This window comes from Shewanella kaireitica, assembly GCF_023284045.1.
Classification (GTDB): domain Bacteria; phylum Pseudomonadota; class Gammaproteobacteria; order Enterobacterales; family Shewanellaceae; genus Shewanella; species Shewanella kaireitica.
This window is the reverse complement of sequence record NZ_JAKIKQ010000008.1, coordinates 1-14,777: the sequence shown is the minus strand read 5'-3', so window position 1 is coordinate 14,777 and position 14,777 is coordinate 1. Positions and strand designations below refer to the sequence as shown.

Sequence of the window (14,777 nt, the reverse complement as noted above, 5' to 3'; positions counted from 1 at the left end):
TTCACAAATCTAACAATAAACTCAATTTAACTTCACATTCATACATTAGCAGCCTAGGAGCTATAGGGTTATTGAGTAATACTGATACCATCATGAATAAACTCAATAGCCCATGCTTAAAATTGAACTATTAGAAAGCTTCATTGCAGTAGTTGAATGTGGAAACTTATCCAAAGCGGCGGACAAACTATGCCGAACACAGTCAACGATTAGCTTGCAAATCAAAAAGTTGGAAGAGAGTGTCGGCCAACCTTTATTGTTAAGAGACAATAAGGGAGTCAGCTTAACTGAGTCAGGAAAGACGCTGCTTAACTATGCATACAAGATGATGCAGCTTAGTTCTCAAGCACTTGACGAGCTTAAAGAATGTCAAAACCGTGAAGTCATACGACTCGGAGTACCGACAGATTACATCAATCGATATCTAGGTAGCTGCTTACTTGAGTTTATTCGCGAATTTACCTGTATTGAGTTAGTCATTGATACCGATGTAAGCGGTAATCTTTATAAACGCTTACATAACGGCGAATTCGATGTCATTGTGGCCACGCATTGGCAAGCGCCTGCGGCGGGTCATGGCGAATTGTTGTTTGAACGCCGATTCCATTGGGTAGCCGCTAAAGGAGGAGCCGCCCATAAACGTGAAACGGTGCCTGTTGCACTTTACCCAGAAAACTGCCCTATTCGAGCGCAAGTATTTGCTAATCATCAAATATCGATGCGACCAATGAGCGTACTGCTATCGACACCCTCACCTGCAGCCATGTGCTTAGCAGTAGAGAATGATATTGTTATCTCGCCCATTGCCGAATTTCGTATTAACGACAAGATGCAGATCCTCGATCCAGTCGAGCATAACATTCCACCGTTACCAGTATTTAATGAGTCGCTGTACCTCAATCCAGAAACACAAACTGATGCGACCCACCAGCTCATTAACCTGATTAAAGCCAACGTGACTGAATTGGGCGAAGTATCACCTACTAAAGAAGTGGATTCAGATTACCAATAAAGTTGTCTAAACATAAAAATGCCAACGATAACGTTGGCATTTTTGTTTAACAGGCTTGTCTAGAAGTAGTAAGCAAAGTTAACGTTGAAGCGATGATCCCAATCATCATTAGCTTGGGTCAACCCAAGGCTGTTGCCACCTAGCCAAAGCACATTTTTTGCTGCGTAATAATCAACGTAGACGAATACTGGTCCATAGCTTAATGAAACACCGGTGGTATTCAGTATAGAGTCATCATATTCATCAAAATCTGGCTGAACCATGCTGAAATCATTGTAGATAGTATAGCTACCCCAAGATGTGGCGATGCTCTTTGATAGGTTAGCCGTGTAGATATTACCTTTACTGGCTACTTCAAAGAAACTATCTAACATACCCATACCAATCTTATTTGGATCGATACGACCATCATCATATTGGTCATAGTCATAAGCTAAATATTGTGCCTGAAAACCCCAACCATCGTAATTCATATCCAGATGCACGGCATAATTAAGGGTGTCACCGTTTTCGCCAAATTCGGTATTGTATAGCTGACCATACTCAACCGATGCACCAATAACCGTGGTTAAATCTCCACTGTTTAAGGTGAAACTCTGACGACCTGCGATGGTGTTAGTTTCTTCGTTATTGTAGTCAATATCACCGATGGTGCCTTTAGCAACCGTACCAGCAAAATCTCGATGATCACTACTACCGTATACCGCATTTTTAATAAATGCGACTTCCGTTAGTGAAACGCCACTTTCATATTTAGCGCCAACACCGACACCATAATCATCTTCAAAACCTAGATAGTAGTTTAAGCTATACCACCAGTTATGTGATGCATAACCTTTATTACCAAAAGGCTTACTTATTACACCACCGCTAACGGTAAGATCTTCATTAATATCCCAATAGGCATAACCATACTTTAAAAAGTCATAGCCTTGGTAAAAACGATATTCTGCTGCAACACCAATATCATTCCATTTATCAGCAAAAGTAATAGAAACCAAATTAAAATCGAAGTCACCAGCTTTATCTTTTGACGATTCAGAATAATCGCTATAACTATAATTAGCTCTTACAGAACCACCAATTTTTAAATCGTCAGCGACTGCCGGAGTAAAAAGCATAGGAAATAGTACTCCAGCCACAGCTAAGCTTATAATTTTGTTTTTCATCATTACCTCTAATCGAATCCTTTCCATCACAAAAACATTTAAAGTCATTTTTTATGTTAATAAAAACCTTTAAAATAAATGTGGTGGATGTATTTGTTATTTTTTATTATCTAATTTACACAATATTCCTTGGCGTTAGCAGCAAGGGGAGCTCCTGCCACTAATACCTAAAATATATTTACCACTTCAACTTAGTTAAATCACACTGAATAACTTCACCACGTTTAGCAGGTGTTCCTGGGTTTGCAGCTGATTCACAAAGTAGAGTCGTACCATAGTCATTACGCTTGTCATGAGCATTACTTCGAGCCCATACAGACACAATTGCCCGCTCTTCAGGCTTGGCTTCACAACTGCCGTCGATGTCAAAAGCGTGAATAGTATTTTGATGGAAGTACATGAGTGGATCTTGTTCTGCACTTGCTGATAACCACATCGTTTGCGAGTTATGTTGACCTTCATCGAACTGTACGCGACGCATACTATCGTCTTCTTTAACCGTCTTAACTAATGGTGAGTCTTCACGCACAGCCATTGTTTTAAACTGATTGGTACATGCAGGAACACGCATGTTGTAGTACATTTCAGAAATAGCATGGTTATGGAACGGATAAAGAGTATCAACTGACTGCACTGTCATACCCACTTCAGCACCGACCTTTTCACCATTGATTTCGTCAATACGCAACAAGCCCCAGTGACCAAAAATTTCTGCGTAGGCGTAACCGCCACGAATGTTATTAAAGTTCTTGTCATTACGCTTACTTTCTTCAGCATACATAGGGAACCAACCCGCAGCTGCCCATAGGTTTGGCAATGCATTAGCGCTAATGTCATAAGGGAATACGGCAGGCATTTTAACTTCATCACCTGTCACCATTTTGTAGAAGTTTTTGGTGAATTGCTCACCATACTTTTTAACGTCTTTGTCGGTGACTTTCTTATCAAAAAACTCTTTAAATGTCGTACGCTTAAAATGCTGCGCAACCGGTGAGTTTTTAGTTAACTCTCCGCCTGGATTGTAGATCCAACTAACCTCTTCTCTGGCACCAAAACATTTTTTAGCTTCATCTTTATTATTCAATACTTGATAGATATTCTTGACCATGAGCTGCATATCGCGTCTATCCATGACGCACATGCTCTGGCCACCTTCGGTTGAATCAATCAAGGCTGAGTCTGAATTTAAACAACCACTCGATTGGTCATTGGTCAACGCCACCGCATAAGCTTCTAAGTAGCTTAATGTTTCATTCCATAAAATATCAATGTACTTTTGATCTTTAGCTGAATAACTTGGTTGTTCCCCCAAACAAACAAATTCAGCAGACTTCACTTCTTTGGCATCTAGAAAGTCAGGAATATCTGCAGCAATAGCACCATTAGATAATAATAGAGCTCCTAATAATATTTTAATCTTCATACATCACACCTGTTTATTTATAATTATTTACATCAGGAATAATACATGTGGAACTGATTCCAAAAATTGGTAACAACCCAACTTTAAATAAAAAACAAAAATTAAATAACCACATAAAAGAGTTAACAATATTACTAGCGAATTATAAAGCTACAACTAAAAAAGAGAACTGAAAAATATAAAAACAAAAAAGACCTCTAATAGAGGCCGAATAAAATTCTTTGCAGGGAATTTTTAAATTTAAATAAAAATGGCTATAACTAATAACAGTTATAGCCACTACCTAATTTTTTAGGACAATTGAGATGGAACTTAACTCAAAGTAAAGCTAATTATTACTCTTTAAACTTATCAAATTTGAATGTATGGCAGTTACTACAAAGTGGTTGCTTTGGAGTATGTTCACCATGGCATTCTTGACAAGGTAACTCTTTACCGTAGTGAAGGTTATTATGTGGGTTTTGCCACTTATCTTCTTCACTACGTGCAGTTTGCTCAGCTAAGTCATCAACATCATGACACTGCAAACAGGCTTGGTCTGATGGGAACTGCTTGATGCCATTGTCATGACATGTCTTACAGTCTTTACCAATCACTTCCTTATGGTGGTCACGTATTTCAACAGCTTGTACCGATAAGCTTAATAGGCAACCTAAGGTTAGTGCCAACACCGCTTTTAATTTAATCATCACTCATTCCTCTTATTATCTGGCAAAATTAGGCTTTCATGACACTGCGAGCAGCTGTCATACCCATCACCATGCATTCAGGAATTGAGCAACTACCTAAGCGACTCACACCGTGAATACCACCACACACTTCACCTGCTGCGTACAAACCTGGAATTGATTGACCAGTAAAGCTATCTTTTACTGCTGCGTCAGTATTGATCTGTACACCACCTTGGCAGTAGTGAACTTTTGGCCACAAGCGGACCACGGTAAATGGCGCTTGAATAAACTTGTCTTTGGCTTTTGTCATGTTCTTGCCAAATTGCTTATCTTCACCTGATTTAACGTACTCATTGTACTCAGCAATTTGTGCTTTAAGTGGCTTAAGTGGCACATCAAAATGCTTAGCCAATTCTTCAACCGTATCGAACTTCCAACCTACGTTGTACTTAATCACTTTCTTAGTATTTGGATGCTTTTTAGAATCCTTATAGCTAGTGATCAAAATTGGAGGAAGTGCTTCACCTTTCTCATCACGGCAAGCTAGTTCAGCATCAGCACGAGTCTTACGGTCAGCAATTTCATTCATAAAACGCTTACCCGTTAGACGGTTAACAGCCATTGAATGAGGGAAATTGTAGATTGAGTAGTTAGATACATAGCCAAAACCACCTTCATCTGGTGATGCCCATGGGCCAGATTGGATGTGTGCTAAATGAACAGGGATAGCACCTAGACGGAACATCTCGTACATACCTTCACCCGTAGCGCCTGGTGCATTGGTACAACCCACTTCTGAAGTAAGTGTTGGATCTTGCGCCATACGTAAATCGACGTTTTGCGCAAAGCCACCAGTAGCCATGATCACGCCACGTTTTGCGCGGATATTGCTAACTTTACCAGGCTGATCTTCACCAAAGTGATAGTTTTCGCGCATTTTAACGCCAACGATTTCACCTTGTTTACCCACTAAGAAACCTTCAAACTTAGCGCGGTTATGAGTATGCACACCAAGCTTACGGCATTCATTAAGCAATGGTTGAGTAATACCAGCACCACAACTAACGGTAGTCTGATAAGTACGAGCGACCGAGTGACCACCAAGCTGTTGTAGGTACGGATGGTATTCAGAACCTGCATCTAGTGTCATTTGCAATGCTTCAACAGCATGTTCTGCAACATGACGTAGTAGCGCTTCATCGGCGATACCACGGCCAGATTTAAGCTGATCATTAACCATACGATCAACTGAATCTTTAACACCTTCCTGCTTCTGCATAGGTGTACCTGGCGCAGCGAATAAACCGCCGTTAATCGCAGAGTTACCGCCGAAGTAGGACATCTTTTCGAAAATATGAACGTCTTTTGCACCTTTACGCGTAGCTTCAATTGCTGCCGCAAGTCCCGCAAAACCCGAACCAATAATTAGGACTTCAACTTCTTTATCCCACTTAACACCATCCGCTTTCTCAGAAATAGCCATTGCTGGTGCAGCCATTGCGACACCCGCAGCTGCTCCCATTCCTTTAATGAAATTACGGCGTCCCAGCAGATTGTTATTGCTCATCTGTCATCACCTTTTAGTTTTAATCGACAGGAACATAATAGGACTGGAACCAGTTCCAAAACGGGAGTAAAACGGCGGATTATTTAAAACAATAAAATAACATCTGAGAATTCAAAGCTAGGTCTAATGTTCAAGGTTTTTACTACTTTAGGAGTATTTTGGAATCTATTCCAAACAATGCGCCGTAGCAACAAGTTGCCTGCAAGTACCATTACAACGCTAATTTAGCGATTCCACCAATCTTAACTTTACTTTTATAGCCACCAAAAACAAACAAAAGTAATCTTAATAAGCCAATGGGGTTTCAATGGTTAATAAATCGTAAAATCCAGCAGGAGAAGAATGTCGGAATGTAAGCAATAGTTCCGAGAAATACACTTTCATGCCATCATTAAGCTTGCCAAGCAGAGAAGCGACTGCGGAGCGCACGATAAGCTAAGGAATCCAATGGAATTAGAAGAGATCTACCGCCAAGATCTGAGCCTACTGATAGCGTTACAAATTTTGGTAGAAGAACGCAGTGTCACTCAAGCGGCTAAAAGGTTGCACCTTAGTCAATCAGCCACGAGCCGTATTCTGGCTAGGTTGCGCGAGATGCTCAACGACCCGCTATTTTCTCGGGTCGGGCAACAACTCGTACCAACACAGTTTGCGCTCGACTGTTACCAACAGCTACAGCAGCCAACTGGGCAACTCATTAATTTATTAACGCCGAAAGCATTCGTGCCAAATGAGTGTCAGCAACAGTTCTCTATTGCGGTAACCGATTATGCGATGCAGGCATTAGTGCCCTTCATCTTACCCAATATTTATCAGCAAGCCCCTAATATCAGGCTTGAGATTTTACCAGTGCAACACACTGAGTTACAGGCGCAGCTCAGTGTCAAAGGGGCTGATATGGCGATATGTCGTGCTATAGGGCAAACAGCCAATTTACAACATACATTTTTAGGTAAAGTAGGCGTTAGCTGCTTGCTCTCACCCAACCATCCTCTTGCGAATAACGATATAAGCTTAGAAGATTATCTCAACTACCCTCATGCAACGATAGCCATCAGTGATGGAGTCAAAGCACTACTCGATGATGCGATTAGCCACTACCCTGCACGTACGGAGTTACTTAGAACGCCACATATTGACACCGCGCTCGCCCTGCAATCGATTCACCCTATTATCATTACCCTACCAGAAGGAATGGCGGAAATAGTAGCCCAACGCCATAGACTTAAAGTCAAACCGCTACCCTTTAAATTACCCAGCTTAGATTACAAACTTTTTTGGCATTCTCGCTGCGAGCAAGACAAAGCACAAAAGTGGTTACGTGAAGAAGTAAGCACTGCCACACAAAAATTGTTAGCCCAAAGTCCACAGAATTTATAGTGAAGATAAATCTGCTGGAATGAAGCCACAAAAAAGCCCAACTAATAAGCTGGGCTTTAATATATCTTTAGCTTAAAGCTGAACTAGCACTCGACCAGTAACTTGGCCTTTAATAATACGTTGTGCAAACTCAGGTACTTGCTCAAGTGTAATAGCCTCGCAAGCATCTTGATAGTAACTTGCTGGCAGTAATTTAAGCACATCTTGCCAAGCTGCTTGGCGCTTATCGAATGGGCATGATACTGAGTCCACACCCAGCAGGTTTACACCGCGTAAGATGAACGGCATCACGGTCGTTGGCAATGCAAAGCCGCCCGCTAAACCACAAATTGCTGCTGCGCCGCCGTACTGCATCTGTGCTAATGCGGTTGCTAATACCTTATTACCTACAGTATCAACCACACCCGCCCAGCGCTGCTTTTCCAGCGGTCTAGCATCGACCTCAAGCTCACTACGCTCTATAACTTCACTTGCACCTAGCTTACTCAATAGCGGTCCGTTCTGCTCAACACGACCAGAGCTTGCCACCACGCGATAACCTAACTGCGCTAGCAAGGTTACCGCAACACTACCAACGCCACCGCTGGCGCCCGTCACCAGAACATCGCCATCGCTAGGCTTAATTCCTGCTTGCTGTAATGCCTGAACACATAACATGGCAGTCAAACCTGCTGTGCCAATTTGCATCGCTTTAGCTGCGTCGCAATTTTCAGGCATTGGTACTAACCAGTCTGCTTTAACCCGCGCTTTTTCAGCTAAGCCACCCCAGTGATTTTCACCGACGCCCCAGCCAGTTAAAATAACTTTATCACCCGTCTTATAACGCTCATCGCTTGATTCGATTACTGTTCCAGCAAAATCGATACCTGGCACCATAGGAAAATTACGGATAATCCGTCCTACCCCAGTAACGGCCAAGCCATCTTTGTAATTCAAAGAAGAACATGCAACTTCAACTAATACATCACCTTCAGGCAGTTCAGCCTCAGACATTTGACGAACGTTAGCGTAAGTAAGCTTTTCTTCTTGGGTTAATACAAGTGCATTAAACATGACGAGTTCCTATTTAGACTGATAGAGAGAGCATAGGCTATAAACAACTATGACTGAAGTGCATATTTTGCATAGAAGCAATGCGCTGCGCGCATAAATTGCGATAAATTAGTCTACCGAGTCTTAATATAGCCAATTCCACTCATAACAAACTACTCGACTTTATTCCTATACCTTGACGATTACTTTGGGGCTACACTGAGTTGTCGCATAAAAAACGTACAAGGAATAACAGTATGATTTATAGCAAACCAGGAACAGCCGATGCTGTGATTAATTTCAAATCACAGTACCAAAATTTTATTGGTGGTGAGTGGGTTAAGCCTGTCAATGGACGCTACTTTGATAATCCTTCCCCTGTTGATGGGCAAGTTTTTTGCCAGATCCCACGCTCTGATGCCAGTGATATTGGGCTTGCACTTGATGCCGCCCATCAAGCTAAAGATAGTTGGGGCAAAACGTCGGTCACCGAACGCTCCAATATTTTACTCCGAATTGCAGATCGTATTGAGCAGAATATTGAAGCACTCGCTATCGCTGAAACATGGGATAACGGCAAAGCTGTGCGAGAAACATTAGCTGCTGATCTACCGTTAGTTGTTGATCACTTTCGTTACTTCGCAGGTTGTATTCGTGCTCAAGAGGGTAGCGCAGCAGATATTGATGCCAATACCGTTAGTTATCACTTCCCAGAGCCTTTAGGAGTCGTCGGACAAATCATTCCATGGAATTTCCCTATATTAATGGCAGCATGGAAGATCGCACCTGCACTCGCAGCGGGCAATTGCGTCGTATTAAAACCCGCAGAACAAACCCCTGCTTCGATTCTAGTCATGCTTGAGCTTATTGAAGATCTGCTCCCTAAAGGCATTCTCAATGTCGTTAACGGCTTTGGTAATGAAGCCGGTCAGGCATTAGCTACAAGCACTCGAATCGCCAAACTGGCATTTACTGGCTCCACAGAAATCGGTCATCATATTTTAAAATGTGCCGCAGAATCTTTAATCCCCTCCACCGTAGAGTTAGGCGGTAAGTCTCCTAATGTCTATTTTGCCGACGTGATGGCTCATGAAGATGAATATCTCGATAAAGCAGTGGAAGGCATGTTACTGGCTTTCTTCAATCAAGGGGAAGTGTGTACCTGTCCATCTCGAGTATTGATCCAAGAATCTATCTACGACAAGTTTATTGCCAAAGTCATTGAGCGTAGTAAAACCATAAAGCAGAGCAACCCACTCGATACCGAAACTCAGGTGGGTGCTCAAGCCTCTCAAGAACAATTTGATAAAATTCTGAGTTACCTACAAATCGGTAAAAATGAAGGCGCGGAAGTACTCGTAGGTGGAGACTCTTGCCAGCTTGAAGGTGAACATGGTGAGGGCTTCTACATTCGCCCAACGATCTTAAAAGGCACTAATGACATGCGGGTCTTTCAAGAGGAGATATTTGGCCCTGTTATCTCAGTCACCACCTTTAAAGATGAAGCCGAAGCACTGGCTATTGCCAATGATACCGAATACGGCTTAGGTGCCGGAGTATGGACGCGCGACATGAATACCGCTCAAAGAATGGGTCGCGGTATTCAAGCAGGCCGGGTATGGATAAACTGCTACCATGCCTACCCTGCCCATGCGGCATTTGGCGGTTATAAAAAATCTGGTATTGGCCGTGAAACCCATAAGATGATGCTCGACCACTATCAAAACACCAAGAACTTACTTGTTAGTTACGATGCGAATCCACTTGGCTTCTTTTAAAAACGATCAATAATCATAAAAATATAGCCTGCTCAGATACAAAGCCAAATATAGTCACTGTTTACTGCACTATATTTGGCTTTAACTTTCTGAAAGCTTGCGATCTCCGCTACCGAGTTTCCATTCAAGAAAAACCATCTTGCTGGCTTTTCACTATAGGAATCTAGAAGCTTACTTTAAAATATTATCCATATAATATTAGTGGATATTACGCCATGACCTTACTAACACGCCTCAGTCAAATTACTCGCGACGTAACACTTTCCCCCAAGCAGAAGTCTAATTTTTTAGCGCTAGAAGCGGATTCAAGCTTGCCATATGTTGAGGTGTCGGAACCTGTTAGACAAGCTATGGACTCAGGTATTATCGGTGATATGTTTGAAGGCCATGCCCCATTTAAACCTAGATATGTTTTGCCTGACTATGCAAAATACCTACATCAGGGCTCTGAGTACTTAGAACTAAGCCCAGCGAAAGACCTAGATGAGGCACTTAATTCATTAGCCATCATTTACCATCACGTCCCATCAGTAACCAATATTCCGGTTTACCTAGGTCAACTCGATGAAGTTTTACTGCCTTTCTGTCAGGGTCTTGATACGGAAAGCCTATACCGTAAGCTAAAGCTTTTCTGGATCATGCTAGATCGCACCCTTCCAGATGCTTTTATGCACGTTAATATCGGACCGACCGATAACATCGTCTGCCGCACAATTTTAAGAATTGATGCAGATCTGAAGCAAATTGCTCCCAATCTGACATTTATGTACGACCCACAAGTAACACCCGACGAATTACTACAGATAGCAGCATCTAATATTTGCGAATGTAGTAAACCGCATATTGCCAACTTCCCTATGCATGCTAAGGCTTACGATAAAAAGGGCTTTGGTATCGTTAGCTGCTATAACTCTTTACCACTTGCTGGCGGCTCGAATACTTTAGTTAGACTTAACCTCAAAGCGGTTGCATTAAAAGCTGCTGACATTGCTGACTTTTTCGAAAATACCCTGCCACACTACTGTCAGTTAACTTACGAACTAATTAATGCTCGTTGCAAATTCCTTCATCAAGAGTCTAACTTCTTCAATAGCTTTTTAGTCAAAGAGGGCTTAATTGAAGAATCTCGCTTTGCCCCAATGTTTGGCATTTATGGTATGGCGGAAGCGGTTAATATTCTGCGCGGACATCCAGAGTTAACGGAGTCAAATTCAGAAAAACCAAGCCCGTATTATGGTCACGACCGTGCAGCCAATGAGCTGGGGCATCAAATATCTAAAGCTCTTGATGCTATCATCAAATCAACCCCTGTTGATTTCGGTTATAACGAACGTGCCTTACTGCACTCTCAAGGCGGAATTAGTCTAGATAAAGATGTGACTCCAGGGGTGCGAATTCCCTATGGCACGGAACCCAATCCTATTGCCCACATACAAGCATTGGCAGAACATCACCAGTACTACACCTCTGGGATCAGTGACATTCTTACTATTGATGAAACAATTAAATCAAATCCGCTAGCAATGTTCCAACTCTGTAAAGGGGCATTAAGCTTAGGTTTCCGCGAGTTTACCGCGAATGTTGCTTCAAACGATTTGGTTCGAATCACTGGCTATATGATTAAGCTATCTGATATTGAAAAATTCAAAGAGAATGGATCCAGAACTAACACGACTGGCTTAGGTGCAGAAGCTGCAGCAAATACTAAGATATTACTGCGTCAGCCTCGAGTTATAGCGCATGAATTGACACCAAGCTATACGGATTAAACTTTGACTAATATAGCGGTGGTTAACCAGATAATCCCCTTTTCTTGCGTTGACGGTCCTGGCAGCAGGCTCGTTATCTTTATGCAAGGCTGTAACTACCGCTGTAAAAGCTGTCACAACCCCCACACAATAGATTTATGTAATAACTGTGGTGATTGCCTACCAAGCTGTCCAACGCAAGCGCTAAGCTTGATAACAAGCAACAATAAACCGCAGGTTATCTGGAATGAAGCATTATGCATTCAGTGTGATCTTTGCTTAAGTGCATGCCCTAAGCAGTCAAGTCCAAAAACTCAACGTTATAGTGTAGAGCAGTTGCTAACTCAGCTCCGCCAACAGGTGCGCTTTCTTAATGGCATTACCATAAGCGGTGGCGAAGCGAGCCTTCAATTGCCTTTTATCTTCGAATTGTTCAGTGCTATAAAAGCGGATGATGAGTTAGCACATTTAACCTGCATGTTAGATAGCAATGGCAGCCTGAGTATTAACGGTTGGAAACAATTACTGCCTGTTTTAGATGGAGCAATGATTGACTTAAAATCCTGGCAACAAGATACCCATCGTTTTATTACGGGTAGAGGCAACCACCGAGTTATTAACGCGATAGAGTTATTAGCCTCAAAGGGGAAACTGCATGAAGTACGCTTACTTCATATTCCTGGAATTAGCGATTTCGACACTGAGATTACTGCTGTGGCAAACCATCTCAAAACCTTACCTAAAAAAGTTCGAATCAAACTCAATGCATTCCAGCACCATGGCGTGACAGGAGCCGCCCTAAATTGGCCTACTTGCAGCGAAGCACAGATTAAACAACTAGCAACAGAGCTTACGCAACACGGTGTGATTAATATAGTACTACCAAGCCCTTATCTGTAGCACTTATCTAAGGGTTTTAGCTAAGGTTTTTAACTAGAGTGCTTTGTCATTAAATAGCTCTGCAGTAACCTTTTTAAGTTGCTCGTAGAACCAACGATGGGCAGGGTCATTCATACTTTGCTTGTGCCACACCAGACTATAGGCGACTTCGCCATAATCGAAAGGTAACCTTTTAGTGATTAATCCCTTAGCTTGCAAAGCATTGTCCGCCCAGTAACGTGAACAGGTAAATAACAGCTCACTGTTATGGCACATTAAAGCGGCACTACCAAAATCAGCAACAGATAATGGAGTTGCACGATTTAGAGCTAGTTGTTCAAGTTTCAACTCAAAAAAAGGCCGATTGAGATCAACATCACTGATCCCAATATGGCTGTAATCTAGGTAATCATCTATGGAAATTGTGCTTTTATCTGCTAGCGGATGAGCGGCGTTCATCAAACATACCATTTCATCATTAATCAGTGTCTCCCAAACCAGATCCTGCTGAGCGATTGGCGGTTGGCTTCGGTCATGGGGTAATAGGATAAAATCTAAACTACCTTTTACGACGCCCTCGAAGCCAATACTGTCTTTAGCATGAATATCGAGCTTAATATGCGGGGCTTGTTGCAGTACATCTGCCACCAATTTGGCAGCAATTAACTCAAACGTACTTTCACGCATGGCTAATGAAAAACTCCCCTCATAATCTGCTGGAGAAAACTCCTCTTGAGTTATTAGCAGATTCATATCATGAATGATTTGATGTACATTCGGCCCTAAACGCCGTGCTAAAGGCGTAGCCACCAACTTATTACCGTGACGATAGAAAAGTTCATCATCTAAGCTTTGTCGTAATTGGCTCAACGTCTTACTTACAGAAGAGGGGCTTAAACATAAACGCTTAGCACTTGCTGTTACACTTTGGGTATCAAGCATCACATGTAAGGTAATTAAATGCTTCATACTGATCCGTGAGAGTTTAGCGATATCCATCATAGTGCCTATTAGTGGAGGGAGCTCTAATATAGTGCAATATAGACCTAATTGAGTTTTGTGCATATCAAGCTAACTCGGATATACGAGCAAACTCACGTCACGGCGCTATTTTCAGCACCCCATTGTTTGCCGTATAATGTTTTACTCTTTGAATAATGATCAAATCAAAGCGCTTAATCTCTCGTATCAATCAAGTGAGTAGATGTTCAGTTTATTTACTGCCCAATACTTACGATTGGAGTAGATCTCAGCTCTTACATTTTAGGCAGGCCCGCATGTTTCATATAGCACTTTACGAACCGGAAATTGCACCAAATACCGGTAATATAATAAGACTCATCGCTAATAATGGCTGCCAGCTGCACCTCATTGAGCCTTTAGGTTTTGACTTGGAAGATAAAAAGTTACGTCGTGCTGGTTTAGACTACGCAGACTTGGCAAAGGTTACTCACCATAAAGATTTCGAATCGTTTCTCAAAGCAATGCAAGGCAAACGAATAATGGCTTGTACCACTAAAGGTAGCCGCCCACATTCAGAGTTAACCTTTCAACAGGATGATGTGTTACTTTTTGGCCCAGAAAGTCGTGGTTTACCTGCGGATATCATAGATTCGATCCCAACTGAGCAACGACTTAGAATTCCAATGATGTCTACTAGCCGCAGTCTAAATCTCTCTAACGCCGTAGCGATCATCAGCTACGAAGCTTGGCGACAACTAGATTACTCTGGAGTTTAAGCCTTTTAGATGCTCGTTATACTTCAAGCGAGCTACTTAAGATAATCACCGCTACATTAAGGCCGTCTCTTGGCGGCTTTATCTTATGCAAACTCAATAACCCATCCTTAGTACCTTTCCATCAAGTCACTCAGATTCCATAATACAATTAGCTATGCACACTGCAAGACAGCTTCTCATCACAAGCACAATATAAGAAGCGCTAATCACTAAATAATTAATTGACTCAAATTACAGACGTAAAAAAGCCCGTTGCGTTAGCAACGGGCTTATACCAATTGCATTAAGTATTTGGCCAGTTCAGAACCCCTCAGTCTTTTCAATTCAAAGCGCATCGGTAAAGAAATGGTTATTCCCTTTTAAGCCAATGCAAAGCAGA

The 14,777-nt window shown here is 42.0% G+C and carries 12 protein-coding genes; 6 read left to right on the top strand and 6 right to left on the bottom strand.

The genetic code is table 11. The features are described from left to right. Positions 1–112: 112 nt before the first annotated feature. Positions 113–1,012, top strand: coding sequence for a LysR family transcriptional regulator (locus L2730_RS11640; RefSeq protein WP_248974752.1), 900 nt, complete (start codon positions 113–115; stop codon positions 1,010–1,012). 59 nt (positions 1,013–1,071) lie between these two features. On the opposite strand, the gene L2730_RS11635 is transcribed toward L2730_RS11640, so the two are convergent. The 4 genes from L2730_RS11635 to ardA all read right to left on the bottom strand — a co-directional run bounded on the left by L2730_RS11635 (position 1,072) and on the right by ardA (position 5,842). Then, positions 1,072–2,184, bottom strand: coding sequence for a hypothetical protein (locus L2730_RS11635; RefSeq protein ID WP_248974751.1), 1,113 nt, complete (start codon positions 2,182–2,184; stop codon positions 1,072–1,074). A 175-nt stretch (positions 2,185–2,359) separates the two neighbouring features. Beyond that, positions 2,360–3,604 carry a dimethylsulfoniopropionate lyase DddY gene (gene dddY, locus L2730_RS11630; RefSeq protein ID WP_248974750.1) on the bottom strand — a complete coding sequence of 415 codons (1,245 nt, stop codon included), beginning with the start codon at positions 3,602–3,604 and terminating at the stop codon, positions 2,360–2,362. Between the two features lie 335 nt (positions 3,605–3,939). Then, the gene (ardB, locus tag L2730_RS11625; protein WP_248974749.1) at positions 3,940–4,293 is read right to left on the bottom strand and encodes an acrylate reductase cytochrome subunit ArdB; all 354 of its coding nucleotides are present in this window, start codon (positions 4,291–4,293) and stop codon (positions 3,940–3,942) included. A 28-nt stretch (positions 4,294–4,321) separates the two neighbouring features. Then, on the bottom strand, positions 4,322–5,842 hold the full coding sequence (gene ardA / locus L2730_RS11620; RefSeq protein ID WP_248974748.1) for an acrylate reductase flavoprotein subunit ArdA: 1,521 nt from the start codon (positions 5,840–5,842) through the stop codon (positions 4,322–4,324). Between the two features lie 447 nt (positions 5,843–6,289). On the opposite strand from ardA, the gene L2730_RS11615 reads away from it, so the two are divergent. Then, on the top strand, positions 6,290–7,222 hold the full coding sequence (locus tag L2730_RS11615; RefSeq protein WP_248974747.1) for a LysR family transcriptional regulator: 933 nt from the start codon (positions 6,290–6,292) through the stop codon (positions 7,220–7,222). A 72-nt stretch (positions 7,223–7,294) separates the two neighbouring features. On the opposite strand, the gene acuI is transcribed toward L2730_RS11615, so the two are convergent. Then, positions 7,295–8,275, bottom strand: a complete 981-nt coding sequence (gene acuI / locus L2730_RS11610) for an acrylyl-CoA reductase (NADPH) (protein WP_248974746.1) — start codon at positions 8,273–8,275, stop codon at positions 7,295–7,297. A gap of 236 nt (positions 8,276–8,511) precedes the next feature. On the opposite strand from acuI, the gene exaC reads away from it, so the two are divergent. The 3 genes from exaC (at position 8,512) to L2730_RS11595 (ending at position 12,680) form a co-directional block, all read left to right on the top strand. Then, positions 8,512–10,032, top strand: a complete 1,521-nt coding sequence (gene exaC / locus L2730_RS11605; RefSeq protein WP_248974745.1) for an acetaldehyde dehydrogenase ExaC — start codon at positions 8,512–8,514, stop codon at positions 10,030–10,032. A 215-nt stretch (positions 10,033–10,247) separates the two neighbouring features. Beyond that, positions 10,248–11,801, top strand: a complete 1,554-nt coding sequence (locus tag L2730_RS11600) for a YjjI family glycine radical enzyme (RefSeq protein ID WP_248974744.1) — start codon at positions 10,248–10,250, stop codon at positions 11,799–11,801. Between the two features lie 3 nt (positions 11,802–11,804). Beyond that, complete coding sequence (locus L2730_RS11595) at positions 11,805–12,680, top strand: YjjW family glycine radical enzyme activase (protein ID WP_248974743.1); 876 nt, start codon at positions 11,805–11,807, stop codon at positions 12,678–12,680. Between the two features lie 33 nt (positions 12,681–12,713). Here the strand turns inward: L2730_RS11595 and L2730_RS11590 are convergent, their stop codons facing one another. Continuing rightward, positions 12,714–13,658: a LysR family transcriptional regulator gene (locus L2730_RS11590; protein ID WP_248974868.1), complete on the bottom strand. Its 945-nt coding sequence runs from the start codon at positions 13,656–13,658 to the stop codon at positions 12,714–12,716. A 278-nt stretch (positions 13,659–13,936) separates the two neighbouring features. On the opposite strand from L2730_RS11590, the gene trmL reads away from it, so the two are divergent. Further along, on the top strand, positions 13,937–14,398 hold the full coding sequence (gene trmL / locus L2730_RS11585) for a tRNA (uridine(34)/cytosine(34)/5-carboxymethylaminomethyluridine(34)-2'-O)-methyltransferase TrmL (RefSeq protein ID WP_248974742.1): 462 nt from the start codon (positions 13,937–13,939) through the stop codon (positions 14,396–14,398). The last annotated feature ends 379 nt before the right edge of the window (positions 14,399–14,777 follow it).

Excerpts from the sequence above, each read along its gene's own strand:
- ardA (WP_248974748.1), bottom strand. The coding sequence starts at position 5,842 with ATGAGCAATAACAATCTGCTGGGACGCCGTAATTTCATTAAAGGAATG.
- acuI (WP_248974746.1), bottom strand. The coding sequence starts at position 8,275 with ATGTTTAATGCACTTGTATTAACCCAAGAAGAAAAGCTTACTTACGCT.
- L2730_RS11615 (WP_248974747.1), top strand. The coding sequence starts at position 6,290 with ATGGAATTAGAAGAGATCTACCGCCAAGATCTGAGCCTACTGATAGCG.
- dddY (WP_248974750.1), bottom strand. The coding sequence starts at position 3,604 with ATGAAGATTAAAATATTATTAGGAGCTCTATTATTATCTAATGGTGCT.
- L2730_RS11640 (WP_248974752.1), top strand. The coding sequence starts at position 113 with ATGCTTAAAATTGAACTATTAGAAAGCTTCATTGCAGTAGTTGAATGT.
- L2730_RS11590 (WP_248974868.1), bottom strand. The coding sequence starts at position 13,658 with ATGGATATCGCTAAACTCTCACGGATCAGTATGAAGCATTTAATTACC.
- L2730_RS11600 (WP_248974744.1), top strand. The coding sequence starts at position 10,248 with ATGACCTTACTAACACGCCTCAGTCAAATTACTCGCGACGTAACACTT.
- exaC (WP_248974745.1), top strand. The coding sequence starts at position 8,512 with ATGATTTATAGCAAACCAGGAACAGCCGATGCTGTGATTAATTTCAAA.
- L2730_RS11635 (WP_248974751.1), bottom strand. The coding sequence starts at position 2,184 with ATGATGAAAAACAAAATTATAAGCTTAGCTGTGGCTGGAGTACTATTT.
- ardB (WP_248974749.1), bottom strand. The coding sequence starts at position 4,293 with ATGATTAAATTAAAAGCGGTGTTGGCACTAACCTTAGGTTGCCTATTA.
- trmL (WP_248974742.1), top strand. The coding sequence starts at position 13,937 with ATGTTTCATATAGCACTTTACGAACCGGAAATTGCACCAAATACCGGT.